Source organism: Acinetobacter sp. YH16051, assembly GCF_013417135.1.
Lineage (GTDB): Bacteria > Pseudomonadota > Gammaproteobacteria > Pseudomonadales > Moraxellaceae > Acinetobacter > Acinetobacter towneri.
The window spans coordinates 42,863-62,184 of record NZ_VPEN01000003.1 but is presented as its reverse complement, the minus strand read 5'-3'; the positions used below and the strand labels follow the sequence as shown (position 1 = coordinate 62,184).

The following is a 19,322-nucleotide window of genomic DNA, read 5'->3' as shown; positions in this document are numbered from 1 at the left end:
ACGGCATGTTGCAGTTCGCCTCTAGGTCGGCTGCGGTGAAAAGATTAAGATGAGTTCAAGTTAAAAAAATGATAGGAGCATTATCATGAATGCTTATTTACACCGTAGTGAAGATCGTGGTCATGTGAAAATGGGGTGGTTAGACACCAAACATAGTTTCTCTTTTGGTAATTGGTATAACCCGAAATATATGGGTGTTAGTGCCTTACGTGTCATTAACGATGACCGTATTGCCGCACATAATGGTTTTGGTACTCACCCACACGACAACATGGAAATTTTGACCTGTGTATTAAGTGGTACGATTTCCCACCGCGACAGCATGGGCAATGAACGCCATATTACTGCAGGTGAATGGCAGTTAATGAGCGCAGGTACAGGCGTTCAGCACAGCGAAATTAACAATGGTGATGAAGAAGTACACATGCTGCAAATTTGGATTCAGCCGAATGTACGCGATGCAGAGCCGACGTATCAGCAAATTCAACGTGACCCAAATACAGCACCCAACCAGTGGCATTTAATTGTCGGCCCGAATGACAATGCCCCAATGCACATTCGTCAACAGGCAGAAGTAAAAGCAGCTGTTTTAGAAACTGGACATCGTTTAGAAGTTACAGCAACACAAGCGGTAAACTATGTGCATGTAATTCGTGGTGAAATCACCATTGGCGAGCAAACAGTTAAAGCGGGCGATGCTTTGTTATTTGCTGATAATGCTGTGATTGAAGCAAAAGAAGACAGCCAGTTCATTTGGTTTGATTTACCAAAACAGTAAGTCCTGACTGTCACCTTATTATGATTGAGCATCTTTAATTTTTTGAGTTACCCTCTTGCCCTCTTCTACAGAGGGCTTTTTTATGGCTGAAATTGCATGATTCATTTTTTAAACACAGTTTTTGTCACGTTAATGACTTTACGCTGTTGTCTGCAAATACGCAGCAATTTGCTCTGCCACATTCCGTGCGGTTCGGGAAACACCAATTAAAGTTGCCGAGGCTGCGCCTGTCCAATCGCCATAACCAACCAACCATAAATTTTGCTGTTGTAACGCTCGATTTTCTAACACATCGACTGTGCCTTGTGCATTAACCACATTCAAACTTTGTAAATGCGACAATGCTGCCTTAAAACCTGTGCACCAAATAATGGCATCAATTTCCTGTTCGCGCCCATCTGCCCAAACTGCACTATGTTCGGTTAAATAGTCAAATGGCGGCAGACCATGTAATACATCACGTTGCCGTGCTTCTTTGACACTTGGAATCATCACAATATCGCCCAAACCACCGATCGGTTGTTCAATACTGCGACCTTCCTGCTGGGCTTTTAAGCGCTCCGTGGCACGTGAAAATAAAACCCGTCCATCTACATCATCGGCTAAAAAACTTGGCGGTTGCTGTGTAACCCAAAAAGTTTCGGCCACTTTAGACACTTCTGCCAAAATTTGTGCGCCTGAGTTACCCCCGCCGACAATCATGACTCTTTTGCCCTGAAAAGCATTGGCATTGCGGTAATGAGCCGAATGAATTTGTGTGCCTAAAAAGCGTTCGCGTCCTGTATAAGCAGGAATAAAAGGCTGACTCCACGTTCCAGTAGCACTCACAGCGGCTTTGGCTCGCCAGCTTTGCTGTGCCGAACACACAATTAAATCATTGCCTTCCTTCAGGACTTTTTCGACCTGCACAGGACGCAGCACAGGAAATTGATAGCGTGTTTCATACGCTGTTAAATAGTCAATCACTTCTAATCGTTTCGGATATTCCTGTTCGGTTTTTGGCATTAACCAGCCGGACAAAGAACTCCATGTATTTGGAGAGAACAGCTGTAAAGAATCCCACGCATGTTGCCACGCACCGCCCGACTGCGTTTGATTATCCAAGATCAGAAAATTGATTTTTTGCCGTTTTAAAAAGTAAGCCGTGGCCAATGCTGCTTGTCCGCCACCAATAATAATTACATCGGCATCCATTATTTGATTCAAAATGGCTCTCCTGCTCGCAATACGCACCCTGTTGCTATGCCTAATCTTAGCGCATAAGTGCAACACGTGAGAGATTAAAAATTCAGTCCACCAAACTCAACTTATGGAAGCACGTAATTAGAAGCAAGCCATCTTGAAAAATGATGCTGCAAAAAAGCCAAGTCTTTCAACTTGACTTTGTTTTGTAAGATAGCTTGATGTGCAACACTGCAGAATCAGGTTCGGGCTTTAAAAAGCCCAAACCAATTTCAAAGTCGAAGAGTGTCCTTCAGGACGATGTTCCACTTCGGTTTCTTTCAAAAACTTTGCTTCCAAAGACCAATTATCACGTTTGTATTGAATCGCGGGACCAAAAGATAGAGCCTGTCCTTTATTGCCAATACTGACACCATTCACTTCATCATCTGTGGTTTGTTTAAATACATAACCTTCGAGTGCCAATTTGACTTGATCATTCAATTGATAACCGATTGCATAATCTCCAGCGAAATAATCCCCCGACTGATAATTTGTGTCGTCATTTTCACTGTTGAAGCTATAAGACATTTTGGTGGAAAACTCCCAACCTTGCGGCTGCAAATAAGAATACGCAAAGATAGGACGAATGGTGTTGTAGTTCTTACCTAAGTTGGCAACTACAGGACGTTGTGGATTGGCATCTTCATAATCGCCTGTTGCGAGCACACCTTCTAAAGCAGCTACACTGTGATGATTGCCTTTATGCCAACCCAACATGCTGCCAATAATCAAATCGCCCAAACCACTGTTAGAGTCTGACATGCCCATCACATTTAAACGCAAATCGACCAAAGGCTGTGCAGCATATAAACCCAACTGACCGCCTGCAATGTGTTGGGGGGTCATCCATACCAAACGTGGAATATAGACATTCACATCGGCATGGAAATTGTCTGGGCCGTCTTTAAACTCACTGGCATGATAGTTCTGATAGTAGTTGAGTAAGTATACCCCAGCTGGTGGTAAAGCCCCTGCTGCAATGCCTTCTGCGCCTAATCCAAATGTATCTAAACCGTTTTCTGTTGCATTGACGTGTGTCGCCATGACACCCAAAAGCATGAGTGCCCAAATTTTGTTATTCATAGAACATCCTATTCAATAGAAATTTTGATGAAGTCTGCCTGCTGCGCCTGAATCATTCATGCGCGAACAGCCGACTTTTAAGGGCAGCATCAACAAAGAACTTGCTGATGCTGTATTGGCGAACGTGTTAAAACTTTGTGTTTTAAGGTGTGGGATTAAGCACTTGCACGACGACGTTCAACTTCAGTCGATGGTGCATTTGCAGTGTCTTTGACTAATTCAAAGTTAAAGGTGATGTGCTTAAATGGTTTGTCTAAACCACGGCGCTGAATTTCTGCAGCATCGGTCACATCTACCGCTGTTGCAACCAGACCTTCACGGGTCGCAAATGCGAAGTCATCCCACAGGTATTGATCACCTTCAATGTTAAATTGCGTAGTGAGTTTGCGGTAACCTGGTGCAGAAATGAAGTAATGCACGTGAGATGGACGGTTGCCATGACGACCTAGTTTGTTTAATAAAGCTTGAGTCGTGCCGTCTGGTGGGCAGCCATAACCGACTGGCATGGTCGTTTGCGCCACATATTTACCATTGGCATCACTGAAAATAGTACGGCGTAAGTTAAAGTCAGACTGAGATTTATCAAAGAATGAATAGTTACCTAAACCGTTGGCATGCCAAACTTCGACTTTGGCATTTTCAATGATATTGCCATTGGTGTCAGTGACTGTACCTTCAATAATTAACGTATCTAAATGGTCTGATTCTGAACCATCATCCATACGCGCAAAACCGACTGATTCAGGCGCACCTGCAACATAAAGTGGCCCTTCAATGGTACGTGGTGTACCGCCTGTTACGCCTGCTTTGGCATCGGCTTCATCGGCACGTAAATCTAGATAATGTTCTAAACCCAAACCTGCTGCAAGTAAACCAAGTTCATTGGCTTTGCCTGCATCGGTAATATATTCCAGACCTTTCCACACTTCTGAAGGCTGAATGTCTAAATCTTCAATGGCTTGAAATAAATCTGCCACTAAACGCACCACTATTTGCTGCACACGCTGATCGACAGGGCGTGTAGCGGTGTCTACGTTCATTTCCTTCACTAAAGTATCAATTTGTTGACGGTCCATGTAACTCTCCTTGGCTATTTTGGCTTTGCTGGTTGTCGCATTGCTATTTTGGCTTTTGACACTGCCTTACTGTGTTGATGATGGTGTCAGTGCTGAGCTAAATGCCTCAACACTGACCGACTTCCTTGGAAACTTTTTATCTATTGCAATTCGATAGGCTCAGTACAATATTGCAGCACCTATCCACTTTTAAATATGTGTTAAATATGTTTAAACAATGCTGAACGTGACTGACCACTTGCACCATCGGCAGCACTCAAGAAGCGTTCAGTGTGAATATCACGCTCAAACAAACGGCTTTGCATTAAGGTCGAAATTGCTGCATCAATCATGACTGGTGGGCCGCATAAATAGGCTTTGTGTCCACCGCAACGCTGCTCAAAATAATCGGCAACCGCTTCATGCACATAGCCTGTAAATCCTGTCCAATGGTCTTCTGCTTTAGGTGCATTTAATGCAGGAATGTAGCGGAAGTTTGGATAGTCTTTGACTAACTGCTCAAACAGTTCTCGGTTATATAATTCCGCAACATCACGCGCACCTTGGAATAGGTAAATGGTGCGGGTATCACCCGACTCTAGTAAGTCTAAAATCATAGATTGCGGGCTAGATAAACCTGAACCACCTGCAATAAAAATCGCATCCTGATCATCCGATTTACGTACAAAGAATTGTCCGTATGGCCCTGAAATTTCCAGTGCGTCGCCTGCCGCAAGCTGCTCATGCACATAGGTCGTAGCACTGCCGCCCACAACATGACGAATATGCAATTCAATAATGCCGAGCTCGCTTGGTGCATTGGCAATTGAGAAGGCACGAGTGCCTTCAATACCCGGGAATTGCACGTTAATGTATTGCCCTGCCTGAAACTCCATCGGGCGGTCTAACTGCAAGCGCACACCTTTAATGGTTGGAGATAAGTCCTTTACCTCAAGGACTTTGGCCTGATAATCCTGAACCAAATATCCCAAGAAATCTGGGTCTTCATCAACATCGGCTTCAATGGTCATGTCTGATTCAGGCTTACAGCAGCACGCCAACACTTTGTGTTCTTCACGTTCCAAATCCATCAGCGCGAAAGGTGACGCTTCGCCGACATCATAATAACCATCGGTGACTTGGACTTTACAAGTGCCGCAAGTGCCATGCCCACAAGCAAATGGCAACCACACGCCTTGACGTAACGCGGCATCTAAAATGGTTTGATCTTCTTCAACCTCAATGGTTGTGCCAATTGGCTCAATTGTGACTTGATAGCTCATCTGCGACCTCCTGTCTTGTACTTACTGACTGTGCTTTGCTGTCTTTATTTTGTTGTGATCTTACTGTTTTAAACGTGTGCGCCCTTGTACCCATTCAGTCCTGGGGTCACAAAACGCAGTAGTGATTTTTGATCGAAGCCAATTTCTGCCAAGGTCTGTTCAGGGCGTGGCTGAATTACCTGTTTGTTTAAAGTAAATTGCACTTCATCCCATTTAATGTTTTCAAAGTCAGGATGTTGATGGAAACCCGCCTGCATTTGCTGATCCAAAAATTCCTGAAAGGTTTGCTGCGGCGAAACCAACATGGCGTGTGCAGAACAATATAAAGTGTGATGATCCCAACCCACATACACCAAAATGTTGTCGCCATAGTGTTTTTGTAGGTCGCGTGGTTCAAAGTCGTAATCTGGGCGAATAGCGCGTACTGACATGGTCATTCTCCGTATTGGGGTGGTTTGAGCCGCAAATGACTCAAACCGAAATCCTTTTAAATTTGAATCTTGAAATAACTTAAATTTCAGATATTTACTTTAGATAGTGAATGAGCGTTAAGCCGCATCACCTTTCCATTTTTTCCAGCGTTGCTGGTCTGGTGAACCTTCAATATCCAAGTTATCTGCACCGACATTGAAGCGATAATATTCGCGCAGCATGTTTTCCAAATCTAAGCCACCACAGTTGCCTTGTAGAATTTGGTTCACTGGCAACCATGCCTGCACATATTTTTCAGGTTCACGTTCAAAAATATCGTGACAACCATCTGAACAGGTGTGGTAACGCTCGCCTTTATAAACAGACTCACGATACGTAAACATGGTCGGATCGCCATCCATTTCGGTGAAAGTCATTGGCACTTGGCAAATTTGGCACAATTGCGGTAAGCCTGCGCTGTAGAAACGCTTGCCTTCTGCTTCCATCTTGCGTGCTAACTCCCACTTTGGACGGTAGTATTTGTCAAAGGTGTCTGGATATTTTTCAGATAACCAATCCATTTCCTGATCGGTTGGAATCCAAGTATGGAAACCTGCTGCATGACCGAAGTTATAGAAAATCCACCACGCTTGATGCGACACGTGTTCTTTTTCTTTGGTAATTACTTCTGAATATTTCGGCATACGAATACCGTAACGGCTCAAGTCTTTAAATAACGCACCGCCCGCTTCTTCAAAGTAGGTTTCCCACGCTTCTTTCCACGACATCACTTTGTTTGGCAGCATGTAGTCCATCATCATGCCAACTATAGATAACAGACGAGTCCCACGCCAGAACCACTTATCAATCCATTCCTGTACGATTGGCACGTTATCTTCGTGTTGTTCTAACAAGAATTTCACGATTTCTAGACCTAAAGTCATGTGACGTGCTTCATCGGACTGTGCACTAAAACCAAAGGTGACCGTTGCCATATCGCCATTGTGTGCTGCACCTGACATGAACGGTACGAACAACAAGTTGGTCAATACATATTCAAAGGCAAAGCTAATGGCTAACAAGAACTCAAACGGCCCTGCTGAACGCGCATCTTCAAAGAAAGATTTTGGTACAGACAAGTACCAAACGCGGTCATGCATGTGCGACCAATCCTGAAAACCATCAAAGAATTTGTTGTAATGGCTCATGGCATGAATTTGCGTCTGCACGTGACGTAATTCATCAATCGACTGCATTTGTGATGCGATACGTGCACCTACACCACTGAACTGACGCCCTACATGTGCATAACCTTGGAATGCCTGATATTCAAGCGGAGTTACCGCAGTTAAAAACAGTTTGATGGCATTCAAATAACGCTCATTGGTCACGTTCATTTGACCGTTGTTTTGTGCAAAAGCATCAAAAATGGCGTAAAGTTTTTTCTCTTTTTCTGCCTGATACTTCCAGTAAGCATCCATGGTTAAACGGAATGGATCTTCCCATTTAGACCAGTCTGTAATTTTAATGCCTTCAAATTCTTCGTATGGAAAGGCTTCTTTGCGGTCTGCATAAGAAAAGTCCCAATCCAAGTCACGAGTAAGTGCGCGATAACGGTCTTTGGCATTCAGTTTTTTTGCTGGGGTTTTAACTTGTGAATTCATGCTCATCATCCTTAAATTTTTTAGCGGCAATCTATGCAGCAATGTTCTGGCGGCACTGTACTCAAATTGGCTCAGTGCACATCCTTATTCCTAGTTCCTGTGCAAACGGAAACTGTCATCATCTTCTTCGACGTTGCCGCCCAACGTAATCATGTTGAGTTGTAAAGACTGAATATCCCAATCTTGTCCAAGTTTTTCAGATACCGTTTCTGCTTTAACAATCAGACCTGTTTCGCTTTCTACCCGAATCATGGCTGGCAGATATTGAATCGTGGCATCTGGGTTGTCTTCTTCAATCGCTTCAATGATGTAGCGCGACGTGTCATTGTCCTGTAATGCGAGATAAACCTTAGACATGCTGCTTCTCCTTAAGCCTGCAAAATTTGTTCGAGTTCGATGCCAATTTTTTTACTGCGTTCCAGCAGTTTTTGTTCTGCAATGTCGACTGCATCTGCAGACAACGCCTCAGCTGCCCACGCTGCAAATGCCGCTTTCACTTCAGGTAAATATTCGGCTAACCACTGGCTCAACAATTGTTTGTTATGTGCAGATTCTGCAGCTGCGGTTTTAAATACGCTGTCTGACCATTTGCGTAAATCTGCCATGGCTTCCTGCATAAATTCCATCAGCATCGCCAAGTCACGTGCTTGATGCTGTGCCAGCCATTGATCAAATTGGGTGTAAACCAATTCGCTCATAAAGCTGTCAATCACCAAGTTTTGTAATAAAAACAGTTTGAAATAGTCCTGCTCGATCAAACTGGTTTCACACAACTTGCGCAGTCCTTGCCATGCTTCATCCTGCATCCATGCTTGTTTGGCTGGAATTAAAGATTCGCCCGTGTTGCCATCGAGTGCCAAACCAACCCGTGAGATGTACTGCGCCATCCCTAAACGATCCATCGCAGCATAAATACAGGCTTGGGTCAGCACCGTGCCATAACCATAAGCACTGCCCGACATCATGTGTAAATTGGCAGTCTGTTCGATATGACGAAACGGCAAAAACAAGGCAATCACTTTGGCTTTGACATCTTCAGAAATATGCTCTGCCAACTGACGCTTTTCAAAAAAGCTAAAGTTACTTTCGGCAATGTCCTGCAAACGCGCACGATGCTGCACATAAGTTCCGTAATAAAACTGACGCGGGTCTTTAAATGCATACCAATCCTGCATTTCAATTGCAGTATGGGTTTTATCATTTAAGGTTTTTTCAGGTTTCCACAGCGGACGATAGTGAAAGTTGGTTTCCGCCTGAATATCAAAACTGACTTCCTGATAACGGGTGGCTGGCTTGTTGCCAAAACGGCGCTCAATATAGGCATAGTTTTGACGAATTGGCTCAATACCCGCTGTTTTAATTTCTAAAGTCATCGCTTATCTCCTTAAGCATTCAGTGTTGATCTTCATGATCAATGTTGTATCGCTGTGCACCGACTAAAGTGTCGTGTTCAATGCCGTAACGCCATTTGTCTTCTTCAGCATCATTCACGGCTTGCTGTTGTTCGCTCATTTCCACCACTTGATTGGTTGCGCAGAACTCGCGGAATGCTTGCTGCGGTAACACCAACTCCACATATAAAGTGGGATCGTGAATGGCAAAGTCGAACTCGACAAATGCGGCATTAATATCGCCCGTTACCCGAATATATTTGGTTAAGGGCAATGCGCCTGTTGCATCCTTCATATTGTTCTCCTACAAGATCTGATTCATTCAGAACTTGCTTCAGTTGCTTCATGCATCTGTTGCTTACTTTTACTATTACAACAAGCGTGCCAACTTTATAAAAACATTGAAAAACAGCAACTTAAAAAATCTGAGTGTTTTTATAAGAATTTGGATTTCATGATTTGATGAATTTTGATGTTTAAAAAATTTAAGATTTCATGATTTGATGAAATACAGCCCGTACAGATACAAAAATTTACCCTTGGGCTTTATGCAATTCGCTTATGATAAAGACGGAATAAAAACAACAAAAACATATAGATACAACTAAATACCTTTAAGGTTTGGCATGATGCTGTTTAGGTATTATTGAATTTTCACGAATTTGCATAAGATGGCTAAACAGCCTCGAATTTAATGGATTAAACACGGCGCATGGTACGAGTAAAATACGACAGCAGCGGCAAATATGCAGGTCATCCTCAGGAAATTCACGACCTGCTTTCCAAACTACATTTTGACACTGAGCGTGGACAAATCTGGTTTGATGAATATCGCATGTTGCTGATGCATACCAGCATCATGGGCTATTTGCGTAAAGACCTTGCCAATATGATTGGAATGGAACGCACCAAACGCTTTTTTATTCGTTTGGGCTATCAGGCAGGTCTGAAAGATGCAGAAGTCACTACTAAAATGCGCCCAGGTTTAAATGAAGAACAGGCTTTTATGGCAGGGCCTCAAATGCACGGTATTCGTGGCATGGTGCAAGTTTCTGCCAATCAATTGATTTTAAATCAAAAGAAAAAACAGTTTTATGCAGACTTAAACTGGCATAACTCTTTTGAAGCCGATGTGCATGTTGAGCAATTTGGACTGAGTCACGAACCTTCCTGCTGGATGCTGCTGGGCTATGCTTGCGGTTACAGCAGTTTTGCCACAGGCATGACCATTATTTATCAGGAAGTGGAATGTAAAGCCTGCGGGCGTGAGCATTGCCGTATTATTGGTAAACAACTCAGTGAATGGGAAAATGCCGATGAGCTGATTCAGTTCATGTCGCCTGAACCGATGGAACAGGAACTCATTGCACTGCAAGCCGAATTGTATGAACTGAAAAAGTCGATTTATGCCACCAGTAAAAATGACTACAGCATGTTCAGCTCAGTCGGACAATCGGCGGCTTATCAGCGGGTGTGTAACTTACTCAAAAAAGCCGCAGGTGCCAAAGTGTCGATTTTGCTGCAAGGTGAAACAGGGGTCGGAAAAGAAGCCTTTGCCCGTGGTGTGCATGAACTGAGTCAGCGTAAAGAACATGCTTTTGTTGCGGTCAACTGCGCGGCAATTCCACCTGAACTGATTGAATCTGAACTGTTTGGTGTTGAAAAAGGTGCATTTACAGGTGCACATCAATCACGCTTAGGTAAATTTGAACGCGCCCATGGCGGTACTATTTTTTTAGATGAAGTGATTGAACTTTCGCCACGCGCTCAAGCGGCTTTGCTGCGTGTGCTACAAGAAGGTGAAGTGGAACGCGTTGGAGATTCGCAAACCCGTCATATTGATGTTCGCGTGATTGCTGCAACCAATGAAGATTTAGAACAAGCGGTTAAAGCAGGTCGTTTCCGTGCCGATTTATATTACCGTTTAAACATTTTTCCTGTGCAGATTCCACCGCTGCGTGAACGCCGTGAAGATTTACCATTATTGGTTGCACATTTCTTAAAACGCTTTGAAAAAATGTATGACAAACAAATTCAAGGCGTCAGTGAAAAAGCCACTAACTTTATGCAAAGCTATGCGTGGCCTGGCAATATTCGTGAACTGGAAAACCTGCTCGAACGTGCGGTACTACTGACGGAAGATCAACAACTGATTAAACTGAATGCCCTGTTTCCGCAAATGCACAGCGACCATACTGTAGATGAGCAAGACAGCGTAGATTTAGACACGCTTTTAACCGAAGGTTTTGATTTAGAACAGCATGAGCAACAACTGATTATCACCGCGATGCAAAAAGCCAAACACAATGTATCTGAAGCGGCACGCTTATTGGGAATTTCCCGCGCTGCACTGGATTATCGTTTAAAAAAAATACGCCATGCGCTAGAAATTCCGCAATAAAAAAGCCCTGTTTTTCAACAAGGCTTTTGCATTTCAAGCAGCCGAATTACCAGCTCAGTGTCTGAGTGCCTGGACGGAAAATTGCTTCACCCATAGCATCTGGATTGGCATATTTCAGACCTTTCATTAAGTCACCTTCAACAACACCGTACTGCTCCATACACATTTTGCAGATATACACATCACCACCTTTGGCGATAATACTTTTCAGCATGTTCTGATGCTCTGCATATTTATGTTCAAAGCGGTTAGATGCCAACATTACGCCTTGATCGACCAAATAAATCGTCAGTGGATGACCTTTGCCAAATTGGTTATTGCTCATGCCAATTGCCATTTTGGTGCGGTGCGCATCACTGCTGGTAAGCAAGACAAAAAGTGGATCTTTTTTGCTCTCTGCCATTGCTGGAGATAGACTGGCAAAGGTCAGCAAAACCGATAAACATAACAACTGAATCAATTTCATGGCAGAACTCACACTCAATTTAAATCTGGTCAAAATATTAACATAATAAATATACTATATTTAAATAATAAATTAAGACGATAGTCTGTATGCAATAAAGCCAAGCACTAAACTTTTTCAAAAATCAAAAATTGATCACTGTAAAATGACCCCAGCATCAACAATCACAATTCAATACGTCCAAAAAACAAAGCGCCACCGAAAACGGCAGCGCCAAGCATGTATTTAAGAGCAATCTTTTCTAGTAGAAATGAAGGGTTAAGCCGCTAAATTTTTCTTGAGTTCATCTTCTACAATACCAATTTCCAACTCACTGAAACGACGGATTTCCCCTTCTGCATGTTTTTCCAACATGCCGCCAATCAATGGCACTTTAACCTTAATTGTCCAGTTTAATTGAATATCAATTTTTTCATGGTTGCCTGTCACACTACGCTCGCCTTTAGCTTCTAAAGGCAAGTTTGCACCAAGCTCCACGGTAGAAGTAAGCGCCGTTAAATGGGTCACATCATTGCGTTTTAAACGAAATGCATCTTTTAATAATTTTTTAGCCATATCTGGAATATTCACATCTAAATTATAAGCACGGCGTAAAGTGTAAATATCACCGTTCTTTTTAGATTCTAAAATTTCCAAATTTTCACCAGGAATACGCTTGCAGACTGCTTCATGCAAAGCAACATCTGCCACTAAACGCTTAAATTCGTCAATTGAAACGCCATGAATGGTGGCGTTTACAGTAAATTGATGAGCCATTTGAGTTCCTTTTATTTTGTTTATTGATGGAGTAGGTCTAGCATCATCGTGCAATATAATTTGGCTGATGCTCAACGGGTATAAGCTGTTTTATATCCTAAATACAACTTTATTTTCAGGCTATTAAAATGTTTTTTCCGCCTGCTGTCATTGACTCTATTTTGTCTATTCTGTGTGAATGATGCCAAATTCAGCGGCATAGGTTTCATGGCTATAAATAGTTAAATAATGCCCATAAAATTCAATTTTGGCATAAAAATGTTCTGCGCCATCATCTAGTCCTGTGGAACACCATGTCGTCCCTTTGGGGAAATCATCTAACCACTGGGCTTGGTAAAAATCTGCAATCGAATCAAACTGTAAATAACGCTCAGGATACGCTAAAATATCCAATGCCAATAAATCAAATTGTTTAAGCTGCGCCTGTTTAAAATCAATTAAATTGCTCATCGCTACACGCCATCACACCGCAGAATGTGCCGCATGTTGTTGTCGGATTTTATGCCATTCACGCCAGCCCAAATAAGCAAGAACCACAAAACCTGCATATAACACAGCCGTTAACAGCAACTCTTTGTAAATAAACATGCCGATATACACCAGATCGACCACAATCCATAACACCCATGTAGCCAAGTATTTACGACTGGTCCAATAGATTGCCAATAGACTCATAGCTGCCAGTTGTGCATCCAATAAAGGCAGTGAAGCCTGCGTCCACCACTTTAAACTTAGCCCAAACAGTAAACCCAGTATGCTACTCAGTGCAATTTGCAGCCACATTTTAGAGAGTGGCAAGCTTTGAATGATGATATGTTGTTTTTGCTGCTGTGCAGTTTTCCACTGGAAAAAACCATAAACAGCCATGCCCATAAATAGGGTTTGTAATACCGTTTCGCCATACAATTGATATTCAAAGAACAAATAGGCATACAGCAAACAGGCAATAAAATTCACCACCCAGCAAGCTATATGTCGCTTAATGGTTAAGGTCACGCCTAAAACACTAATCAACACAGCAATGATTTCTAAAACTGACATTGATGCTGCCTATGTAAAAGAAAAAGGCATGATACCTCTTTTCGGGAAAATAGCGCAAAACTCAACATTTAACCAAACACTTAACTGACAAGAAGATGCTGCAATTAATTTTCAAGAAACCTCTGTAAAATCATAAACAGAAAATCAGGCATGAAAATCAATCTGTTTGAAACTGCTCTGAATTATTGTATTTATGCTCTTGCCCAAAGCGGTCTACATGGGTAATAAAAACTCCGTATTTGCCGACAAAATATTCAAGGGATTGCTCGTAAAAACTCCAGTAAATTGACCACTCCCCCAAGTCTAACTGACGAATTTGCGTATGTGCTTTGGCAGGCATTTTATTCAGCACTTCTTGTTGAATAGTTTCGGCATCTTCAGGGTCACGACTAGATACTTTTAAGCTTAAAAATATTTCTGCGATATCATCAAATAATTGCTGTTCGTATTCGGCAACTTCTTCCACCACCTCACGAACAGGGCGCGGTGCTTTGTGGGTAATCGGGTCTTGGACAATATTGGCAATATCTTGACAGCTTTGCTGAAAAGTACGATTAATTTTTATTTTGAACCAGACTTTCCAGACTGCATATACGGCAATCAACAACAAAATCCATAACAATAGTTTTGCCATCTTGGTCTTCGCTCTTATTTCAGGCGTTTCAATAAAGTATAACCATTTCAGGGCTTAGCGTCTATTCGCTGCTGCACGCTTCAACGCTTATGCTTTAACAGATGATTCCATCCATGCATCGCTAAAAAGTGCAATGCTCAATTACACAATGATACCGATTGCCTTAAAAATAGGACTTGTGCTGCAGTATAACGCAGTAAAACACAACAATTTTCTGCTATTTCTTTAAACACTTTTCGCTTCCAATAGAGCCTTGTTTTTATCTATCACCCTAAGCCTAGATGATTAGAGCTGCACAAATTCAAGATGTCGCCAATTTGGTTGCGGTATTACACGCCAGTATTCGCTCTTGTATTCAAGATCATCAACGCAATGAAGCCAAAATTCAGGCATGGCTAGAAAATAAAAGCTATGAAAATATTTTATTGCTGCTGCATTACAACAATTGTTGGGTCTATGTCTTACAGCATGTGGTGGTTGGCTTTATTATGATGAGTGATCGCGGGCAAATTTTACAACATGCCATTGCCCCCGAAGTACAACAACGCGGTATTGGTCAAGCCTTGTTATTTGAAGCAATAAGCGATTTAAAGCGCAAAAATGTATCGCACATGAGTGTATTTAGCACACAGACTGCTTTAAGTTTTTATGAAAAAAATGGCTTTGAAATACAACCTCAAAAAATTAGCTATGGGCACTTCACACCCATGCTCAAACATCTCAATGGCGAACCCTTAGAGCACACTTAAAAAACAAACTTTCCAATATAGTGAACGCACATAAAAAAACCGCTTTCAGGTGAAAGCGGTTTTTTGGGGATGTGGATTCGATTTTATAAACGAATCTAATTTTATAAGCGAACTAGGGCAATAATTTTTTCTGCCAGTTCTTCTGTAGCTGTCGCAGTCAACTCTGCATCTGCACCACTGTTTACATCACTAATGACCACAATGCCCGTTTCGCGGAGTAATGCAACCTGCGCAGCATCTAAACCTGCTTTGGCAATGGCAACAATACCCTGCTGAATCAGCAAGCTTTCAAGTGCTTGTGACTGTTCAAGTGCTTGGCTTGGTACACATACCGCTGCAGGTTTTTGACCCAAACGTGCAGCACGGTCTTCGGCTGTTACAGGTGTACCGTGTGCAGTCCATTCTACGCAAGCTTCAACCATACCTGCGCCAATGGTCACGTTATTTAAACGATCAATGAAAATAAACGAACCCGTATAACGACTGTCTTGATAACGGTCAAATACCACAGGCGCATCAAATTCGATGGTGACATTGGCAATTGCATTCAGTTCAAGCTGTTCAACCTGCACCTGTTCCAAAGTATTCACATTGGTACGGTAATGAATGGCTGTGACTTTTGCAGGCACAGTTTGTGTACCCACTTTTAAGTTATACAGCTTGCCAATAGATAGTGGCTGATCAGCCATCCACACCACAGTGGCATTTACAGCACGTGAAATTTCAGGACGCACTTGATCTTCACGCACCAACACATTACCACGTGAAATATCAATTTCATCGTTCAGTGTTAGGGTAACTGCTTGACCTGCAATTGCATGTTCAAGATTGCCATCAAAAGTCACAATCTCTTTTACTGTCGAGCTTTTGCCCGATGGCAATGCCACAATGCGGTCACCCACATGAATATCGCCCAAAGCAATCGTGCCGCAGAAACCACGGAAGTCAAGGTTTGGACGGTTGACATACTGCACAGGGAAACGGAAATCATTTTGAGCCGAGTTACGGTTAATTTCTACCGACTCCAATGTTCCCATTAAAGTATCGCCTGTGTACCAAGGGGTATGCTCAGACTTGTTCACCACGTTATCGCCATTTAAGGCAGAAATTGGCGTGAAAATAATATTCGATGGTTTACGATCACCCAGTTGATTCACAAAGTTCGCATATTCCGTCTGAATTTCGTTAAATCGTGCTTCTGAATAATCCACCAAATCCATTTTATTGATGGCAACCACAATATTGTTAATGCCCAATAAACTAGAAATAAAAGTATGACGACGGGTCTGAGTTTGTACGCCATAACGCGCATCAATCAAAATAATCGCCAAGTCACAAGTCGATGCACCTGTTGCCATGTTACGTGTATATTGCTCATGCCCAGGTGTATCGGCAATGATGAACTTACGCTTTTCAGTAGAAAAATAACGATAAGCCACATCAATGGTAATGCCCTGCTCACGCTCGGCTTGCAAACCATCGACCAATAAAGCTAAATCAGGTGCATCGCCCGTAGTGCCGACTTTTTTCGAGTCACGAGTCACGGCTTGTAATTGATCTTCATAAATCAATTTTGAGTCATACAACAAACGACCAATTAATGTCGATTTACCATCGTCTACGTTACCGCAAGTTAAAAAGCGCAGTAGATCTTTGTTTTCGTGCTGTTTTAAATACGCCAAAATATCTTGGCTAATTAAATTCGATTGATGAGACATTGCTCAAAGCTCCACATATTTTTTAGAAATCGGTTTTTTAATCTTTAATCCCTCTAAATCTCCCTTTTATAAAGGGAGGCTTTGCTCCGCTTTTTATAAGTCCCTCTTTATAAAGAGGGGTTTGGGGAGATTTTTCAGGAGAGATTAGAAGTAACCTTCTTGCTTTTTCTTTTCCATCGAGCCAGCTTCATCGTGGTCAATCATACGACCCTGACGCTCTGAACTGGTTGCCAATAGCATTTCCTGAATAATTTCAGGCAAGGTATTCGCTTCTGATTCGACTGCACCCGTAAGTGGATAACAACCTAAAGTACGGAAGCGTACCGATTTCATTTGTGGAACTTCACCTTCTAGTAACGGCATGCGTTCGTCATCGACCATAATTAAAGTGCCGCTACGCTCAACGACAGGACGTTCTGCAGCCAAATACAACGGTACTAATGGAATACTTTCGAGGTAAATGTATTGCCAAATATCCAATTCAGTCCAGTTAGACAATGGGAACACACGAATACTTTCGCCTTTATTGACCTTGCCATTATACAAATTCCACAATTCAGGACGCTGATTTTTCGGGTCCCAACGATGTTTTGCATCACGGAAAGAATAAACACGTTCTTTGGCACGTGATTTTTCCTCATCACGACGCGCGCCACCAAATGCCGCATCAAAACCGTATTTATCTAAAGCTTGTTTTAAGCCTTGGGTTTTCATGATGTCGGTATATTTAGAACTGCCATGATCGAATGGGTTAATGTTGGCATCTACCCCTTCTTTATTTTGATGAACAATCAAGTCAAAACCGTGCTGTTTTGCCATGTTGTCACGGAAAGTGATCATGTCTTTGAATTTCCAGCCTGTATCCACATGTAACAGTGGAAATGGCAGTTTCGCTGGATAGAATGCTTTTAAAGCCAAATGCAACATTACCGCTGAATCTTTACCAATCGAATACAACATGACTGGATTTTCAAACTCGGCTGCAACTTCACGGATAATATGAATACTCTCAGCTTCAAGCTGTTTAAGATGAGTAAGTCTTTCCTGATTTATTGACATTGATCACACCAGATGTACTTAAACTTGTGTACGAATAACACAGATAGAATTTGATTTTCATTATAGTGACTTAGTTATGCAGACTATTGCTTGTTTTATTATATTTATATGCAAAAAGCTCATATAAAAGAAAACCAATAAGCAGTATAAGTTTTATTTAATCAATAGTTTATTCCATCATATATTGAAATTTAACGTCATTCTCGCTACGTTTGATACATACAAATCGCGCTTACAAGCTGCTCATTTTTGAATAACTTCATAGATTATTCATCTAATTCAGTGCTTCAAGCATGAACAAAAAATGCTTAAAGTAAAAACATATTTTTTTATTTTTAAGATGCTCCCATGCCACAGATTGAACAGATCAAATCCAAACTTGAACAGGCGCAGCTGGCTGGTTTTTTGTATCAGCACAGCCCTGAGCTACTCGTCCTACAAGAGCCTTTAAACGATGATGCTTCAATGCTGAATGTTTTTGTGCAACATGAACTCAGTGCAGATCAGATTGGGCTGCAATTTGGTTTGCGTTGCCGTGATCAACAACTCTCCTTTTTAATAGGCGTGACGCATAGCAATCAAGACCGCAGCTATGAAATTGGTGCGGGCAATTTAAAGGCCGAACAAAAAGCCTTTAACTTAATGTATGCATTTTATAATTATCCTAAAGGTTTTTATTTGGTAGATGTGCCTTTAAATGCAACCACGGCAGAACTGCATCAAGCGATTGAAACGCAATTATTTTCGCAAGAAAAACTGGATTTCTTAAACACTGCTATTAAAACCAACCCCATGGGTACACAAGTAACTTGGATGAAAGCGCATATTTTGCAGCAAGCTTTAGAGATGAAAGTACGGATTCAAACGGCGTTGTTATAAGCATCATCACTTTAAGTTTCTGCGGATTACGCAAGATGCACTTAAACCCCGCCAAAACTGGTTGATTGATTAAACTCGAAATTATCGTATACTATACATATACACAATACACTTGGATACTAAGGCTTGATTAAGAGTTTTAAACATAAAGGTCTTCAGGCTTTTTTCCAAACTGGTTCAACAGCAGGTATTCAAGCAGCGCATTCTACAAAATTACGTTTAATACTTGCAGCACTACATGCTGCATCTACGGTGAATGATTTGCGAACTCCACCCAATTGGCGTTTACATAAATTGAGTGGAAATCTACAAGATCAATGGTCACTAACAGTAAATGGTAATTGGCGTATAATTTTTAAATTTGAAGATGGTGATGTCTACATTGTAGATTATTTGGATTATCACATAGCTTCTAGCGCAGGAGTACAAAGATGAATATGATGTTTAATGCACCTCATCCGGGCGAAATGTTGCGCGAATATATTGGTGAAACTTCTGTGACTGAAGTGGCTCAAGCACTTGGAGTGACACGTGCAAACCTATCTCGCATTTTGAATGGTCATACTGGAATTTCTGCAGATATGGCGATTCGTTTGAGTGAAGCCTTAGAAACCTCACCAGAGTTTTGGTTGAATTTACAAATGCAGCATGATTTATGGCTTGCCAGTCAACGCCAGCGACCTATGATCAAAAAATTGGTGGCAAGTGTTTAACTTTAAGTTACAACAAA

Annotated in this window: 22 protein-coding genes; 6 read left to right on the top strand and 16 right to left on the bottom strand. The window is 41.9% G+C overall.

What is annotated here, in order from left to right:
• Positions 1-85: 85 nt before the first annotated feature.
• On the top strand, positions 86-778 hold the full coding sequence (locus FTV41_RS03730; protein ID WP_004971950.1) for a pirin family protein: 693 nt from the start codon (positions 86-88) through the stop codon (positions 776-778).
• 138 nt (positions 779-916) lie between these two features.
• Here the strand turns inward: FTV41_RS03730 and FTV41_RS03725 are convergent, their stop codons facing one another.
• The 9 genes from FTV41_RS03725 to FTV41_RS03685 all read right to left on the bottom strand — a co-directional run bounded on the left by FTV41_RS03725 (position 917) and on the right by FTV41_RS03685 (position 9,184).
• Entirely contained in the window at positions 917-1,972 is a 1,056-nt protein-coding gene (locus FTV41_RS03725) for an ArsO family NAD(P)H-dependent flavin-containing monooxygenase (protein WP_373682949.1), read from the bottom strand.
• Between the two features lie 240 nt (positions 1,973-2,212).
• Complete coding sequence (locus tag FTV41_RS03720) at positions 2,213-3,085, bottom strand: transporter (protein ID WP_004971953.1); 873 nt, start codon at positions 3,083-3,085, stop codon at positions 2,213-2,215.
• Positions 3,086-3,240: 155 nt separating this feature from the next.
• The gene (gene catA, locus FTV41_RS03715) at positions 3,241-4,161 is read right to left on the bottom strand and encodes a catechol 1,2-dioxygenase (protein ID WP_004971957.1); all 921 of its coding nucleotides are present in this window, start codon (positions 4,159-4,161) and stop codon (positions 3,241-3,243) included.
• Positions 4,162-4,361: 200 nt separating this feature from the next.
• Entirely contained in the window at positions 4,362-5,423 is a 1,062-nt protein-coding gene (locus FTV41_RS03710) for an NADH:ubiquinone reductase (Na(+)-transporting) subunit F (RefSeq protein ID WP_004971960.1), read from the bottom strand.
• Positions 5,424-5,491: 68 nt separating this feature from the next.
• Entirely contained in the window at positions 5,492-5,854 is a 363-nt protein-coding gene (locus FTV41_RS03705; RefSeq protein ID WP_104853300.1) for a phenol hydroxylase subunit P4, read from the bottom strand.
• Between the two features lie 117 nt (positions 5,855-5,971).
• A complete protein-coding gene (locus FTV41_RS03700) occupies positions 5,972-7,498 on the bottom strand; it encodes an aromatic/alkene/methane monooxygenase hydroxylase/oxygenase subunit alpha (protein ID WP_004971966.1) in 1,527 nt (508 codons plus the stop codon).
• Positions 7,499-7,588: 90 nt separating this feature from the next.
• Entirely contained in the window at positions 7,589-7,855 is a 267-nt protein-coding gene (locus tag FTV41_RS03695; RefSeq protein ID WP_179996147.1) for an MmoB/DmpM family protein, read from the bottom strand.
• An 11-nt stretch (positions 7,856-7,866) separates the two neighbouring features.
• On the bottom strand, positions 7,867-8,871 hold the full coding sequence (locus tag FTV41_RS03690) for an aromatic/alkene monooxygenase hydroxylase subunit beta (RefSeq protein ID WP_004971970.1): 1,005 nt from the start codon (positions 8,869-8,871) through the stop codon (positions 7,867-7,869).
• A 19-nt stretch (positions 8,872-8,890) separates the two neighbouring features.
• Positions 8,891-9,184, bottom strand: coding sequence for a phenol hydroxylase subunit (locus FTV41_RS03685; RefSeq protein ID WP_004971972.1), 294 nt, complete (start codon positions 9,182-9,184; stop codon positions 8,891-8,893).
• A gap of 417 nt (positions 9,185-9,601) precedes the next feature.
• Between FTV41_RS03685 and mobR the strand changes: the two genes are divergently transcribed.
• Positions 9,602-11,290, top strand: coding sequence for a phenol degradation transcriptional regulator MobR (gene mobR, locus FTV41_RS03680; protein ID WP_179996146.1), 1,689 nt, complete (start codon positions 9,602-9,604; stop codon positions 11,288-11,290).
• Positions 11,291-11,336: 46 nt separating this feature from the next.
• Here the strand turns inward: mobR and FTV41_RS03675 are convergent, their stop codons facing one another.
• The 5 genes from FTV41_RS03675 to FTV41_RS03655 form a co-directional block, all read right to left on the bottom strand.
• Positions 11,337-11,756 carry a DsrE family protein gene (locus FTV41_RS03675; RefSeq protein ID WP_004971976.1) on the bottom strand — a complete coding sequence of 140 codons (420 nt, stop codon included), beginning with the start codon at positions 11,754-11,756 and terminating at the stop codon, positions 11,337-11,339.
• 258 nt (positions 11,757-12,014) lie between these two features.
• The gene (locus FTV41_RS03670; RefSeq protein ID WP_004971978.1) at positions 12,015-12,512 is read right to left on the bottom strand and encodes a DUF2505 family protein; all 498 of its coding nucleotides are present in this window, start codon (positions 12,510-12,512) and stop codon (positions 12,015-12,017) included.
• A gap of 165 nt (positions 12,513-12,677) precedes the next feature.
• Entirely contained in the window at positions 12,678-12,962 is a 285-nt protein-coding gene (locus FTV41_RS03665) for a hypothetical protein (protein ID WP_096900962.1), read from the bottom strand.
• 12 nt (positions 12,963-12,974) lie between these two features.
• A complete protein-coding gene (gene pnuC, locus FTV41_RS03660) occupies positions 12,975-13,553 on the bottom strand; it encodes a nicotinamide riboside transporter PnuC (RefSeq protein WP_179996145.1) in 579 nt (192 codons plus the stop codon).
• Positions 13,554-13,710: 157 nt separating this feature from the next.
• The gene (locus FTV41_RS03655; RefSeq protein ID WP_104853188.1) at positions 13,711-14,187 is read right to left on the bottom strand and encodes a hypothetical protein; all 477 of its coding nucleotides are present in this window, start codon (positions 14,185-14,187) and stop codon (positions 13,711-13,713) included.
• Positions 14,188-14,468: 281 nt separating this feature from the next.
• On the opposite strand from FTV41_RS03655, the gene FTV41_RS03650 reads away from it, so the two are divergent.
• The gene (locus FTV41_RS03650) at positions 14,469-14,936 is read left to right on the top strand and encodes a GNAT family N-acetyltransferase (RefSeq protein ID WP_179996144.1); all 468 of its coding nucleotides are present in this window, start codon (positions 14,469-14,471) and stop codon (positions 14,934-14,936) included.
• Positions 14,937-15,037: 101 nt separating this feature from the next.
• Here the strand turns inward: FTV41_RS03650 and cysN are convergent, their stop codons facing one another.
• Together cysN and cysD are read right to left on the bottom strand one after the other, a co-directional pair.
• Complete coding sequence (cysN, locus tag FTV41_RS03645; RefSeq protein ID WP_179996143.1) at positions 15,038-16,654, bottom strand: sulfate adenylyltransferase subunit CysN; 1,617 nt, start codon at positions 16,652-16,654, stop codon at positions 15,038-15,040.
• Positions 16,655-16,798: 144 nt separating this feature from the next.
• Positions 16,799-17,707: a sulfate adenylyltransferase subunit CysD gene (gene cysD / locus FTV41_RS03640; RefSeq protein WP_026438300.1), complete on the bottom strand. Its 909-nt coding sequence runs from the start codon at positions 17,705-17,707 to the stop codon at positions 16,799-16,801.
• A 354-nt stretch (positions 17,708-18,061) separates the two neighbouring features.
• On the opposite strand from cysD, the gene FTV41_RS03635 reads away from it, so the two are divergent.
• The 3 genes from FTV41_RS03635 (at position 18,062) to FTV41_RS03625 (ending at position 19,305) form a co-directional block, all read left to right on the top strand.
• Entirely contained in the window at positions 18,062-18,592 is a 531-nt protein-coding gene (locus FTV41_RS03635; RefSeq protein ID WP_096900966.1) for a hypothetical protein, read from the top strand.
• A 126-nt stretch (positions 18,593-18,718) separates the two neighbouring features.
• Entirely contained in the window at positions 18,719-19,027 is a 309-nt protein-coding gene (locus FTV41_RS03630; protein WP_179996142.1) for a type II toxin-antitoxin system RelE/ParE family toxin, read from the top strand.
• On the top strand, positions 19,024-19,305 hold the full coding sequence (locus tag FTV41_RS03625; RefSeq protein WP_004971994.1) for a HigA family addiction module antitoxin: 282 nt from the start codon (positions 19,024-19,026) through the stop codon (positions 19,303-19,305). Before FTV41_RS03630 ends, FTV41_RS03625 begins: the two co-directional genes overlap by 4 nt.
• The last annotated feature ends 17 nt before the right edge of the window (positions 19,306-19,322 follow it).

What these genes read in the sequence shown, in the direction of transcription:
- FTV41_RS03730 (WP_004971950.1), top strand. Translation starts at nt 86, where the DNA reads ATGAATGCTTATTTACACCGTAGTGAAGATCGTGGTCATGTGAAAATG.
- FTV41_RS03725 (WP_373682949.1), bottom strand. Translation starts at nt 1,972, where the DNA reads ATGGATGCCGATGTAATTATTATTGGTGGCGGACAAGCAGCATTGGCC.
- FTV41_RS03720 (WP_004971953.1), bottom strand. Translation starts at nt 3,085, where the DNA reads ATGAATAACAAAATTTGGGCACTCATGCTTTTGGGTGTCATGGCGACA.
- catA (WP_004971957.1), bottom strand. Translation starts at nt 4,161, where the DNA reads ATGGACCGTCAACAAATTGATACTTTAGTGAAGGAAATGAACGTAGAC.
- FTV41_RS03710 (WP_004971960.1), bottom strand. Translation starts at nt 5,423, where the DNA reads ATGAGCTATCAAGTCACAATTGAGCCAATTGGCACAACCATTGAGGTT.
- FTV41_RS03705 (WP_104853300.1), bottom strand. Translation starts at nt 5,854, where the DNA reads ATGTCAGTACGCGCTATTCGCCCAGATTACGACTTTGAACCACGCGAC.
- FTV41_RS03700 (WP_004971966.1), bottom strand. Translation starts at nt 7,498, where the DNA reads ATGAATTCACAAGTTAAAACCCCAGCAAAAAAACTGAATGCCAAAGAC.
- FTV41_RS03695 (WP_179996147.1), bottom strand. Translation starts at nt 7,855, where the DNA reads ATGTCTAAGGTTTATCTCGCATTACAGGACAATGACACGTCGCGCTAC.
- FTV41_RS03690 (WP_004971970.1), bottom strand. Translation starts at nt 8,871, where the DNA reads ATGACTTTAGAAATTAAAACAGCGGGTATTGAGCCAATTCGTCAAAAC.
- FTV41_RS03685 (WP_004971972.1), bottom strand. Translation starts at nt 9,184, where the DNA reads ATGAAGGATGCAACAGGCGCATTGCCCTTAACCAAATATATTCGGGTA.
- mobR (WP_179996146.1), top strand. Translation starts at nt 9,602, where the DNA reads ATGGTACGAGTAAAATACGACAGCAGCGGCAAATATGCAGGTCATCCT.
- FTV41_RS03675 (WP_004971976.1), bottom strand. Translation starts at nt 11,756, where the DNA reads ATGAAATTGATTCAGTTGTTATGTTTATCGGTTTTGCTGACCTTTGCC.
- FTV41_RS03670 (WP_004971978.1), bottom strand. Translation starts at nt 12,512, where the DNA reads ATGGCTCATCAATTTACTGTAAACGCCACCATTCATGGCGTTTCAATT.
- FTV41_RS03665 (WP_096900962.1), bottom strand. Translation starts at nt 12,962, where the DNA reads ATGAGCAATTTAATTGATTTTAAACAGGCGCAGCTTAAACAATTTGAT.
- pnuC (WP_179996145.1), bottom strand. Translation starts at nt 13,553, where the DNA reads ATGTCAGTTTTAGAAATCATTGCTGTGTTGATTAGTGTTTTAGGCGTG.
- FTV41_RS03655 (WP_104853188.1), bottom strand. Translation starts at nt 14,187, where the DNA reads ATGGCAAAACTATTGTTATGGATTTTGTTGTTGATTGCCGTATATGCA.
- FTV41_RS03650 (WP_179996144.1), top strand. Translation starts at nt 14,469, where the DNA reads ATGATTAGAGCTGCACAAATTCAAGATGTCGCCAATTTGGTTGCGGTA.
- cysN (WP_179996143.1), bottom strand. Translation starts at nt 16,654, where the DNA reads ATGTCTCATCAATCGAATTTAATTAGCCAAGATATTTTGGCGTATTTA.
- FTV41_RS03635 (WP_096900966.1), top strand. Translation starts at nt 18,062, where the DNA reads ATGCCACAGATTGAACAGATCAAATCCAAACTTGAACAGGCGCAGCTG.
- FTV41_RS03625 (WP_004971994.1), top strand. Translation starts at nt 19,024, where the DNA reads ATGAATATGATGTTTAATGCACCTCATCCGGGCGAAATGTTGCGCGAA.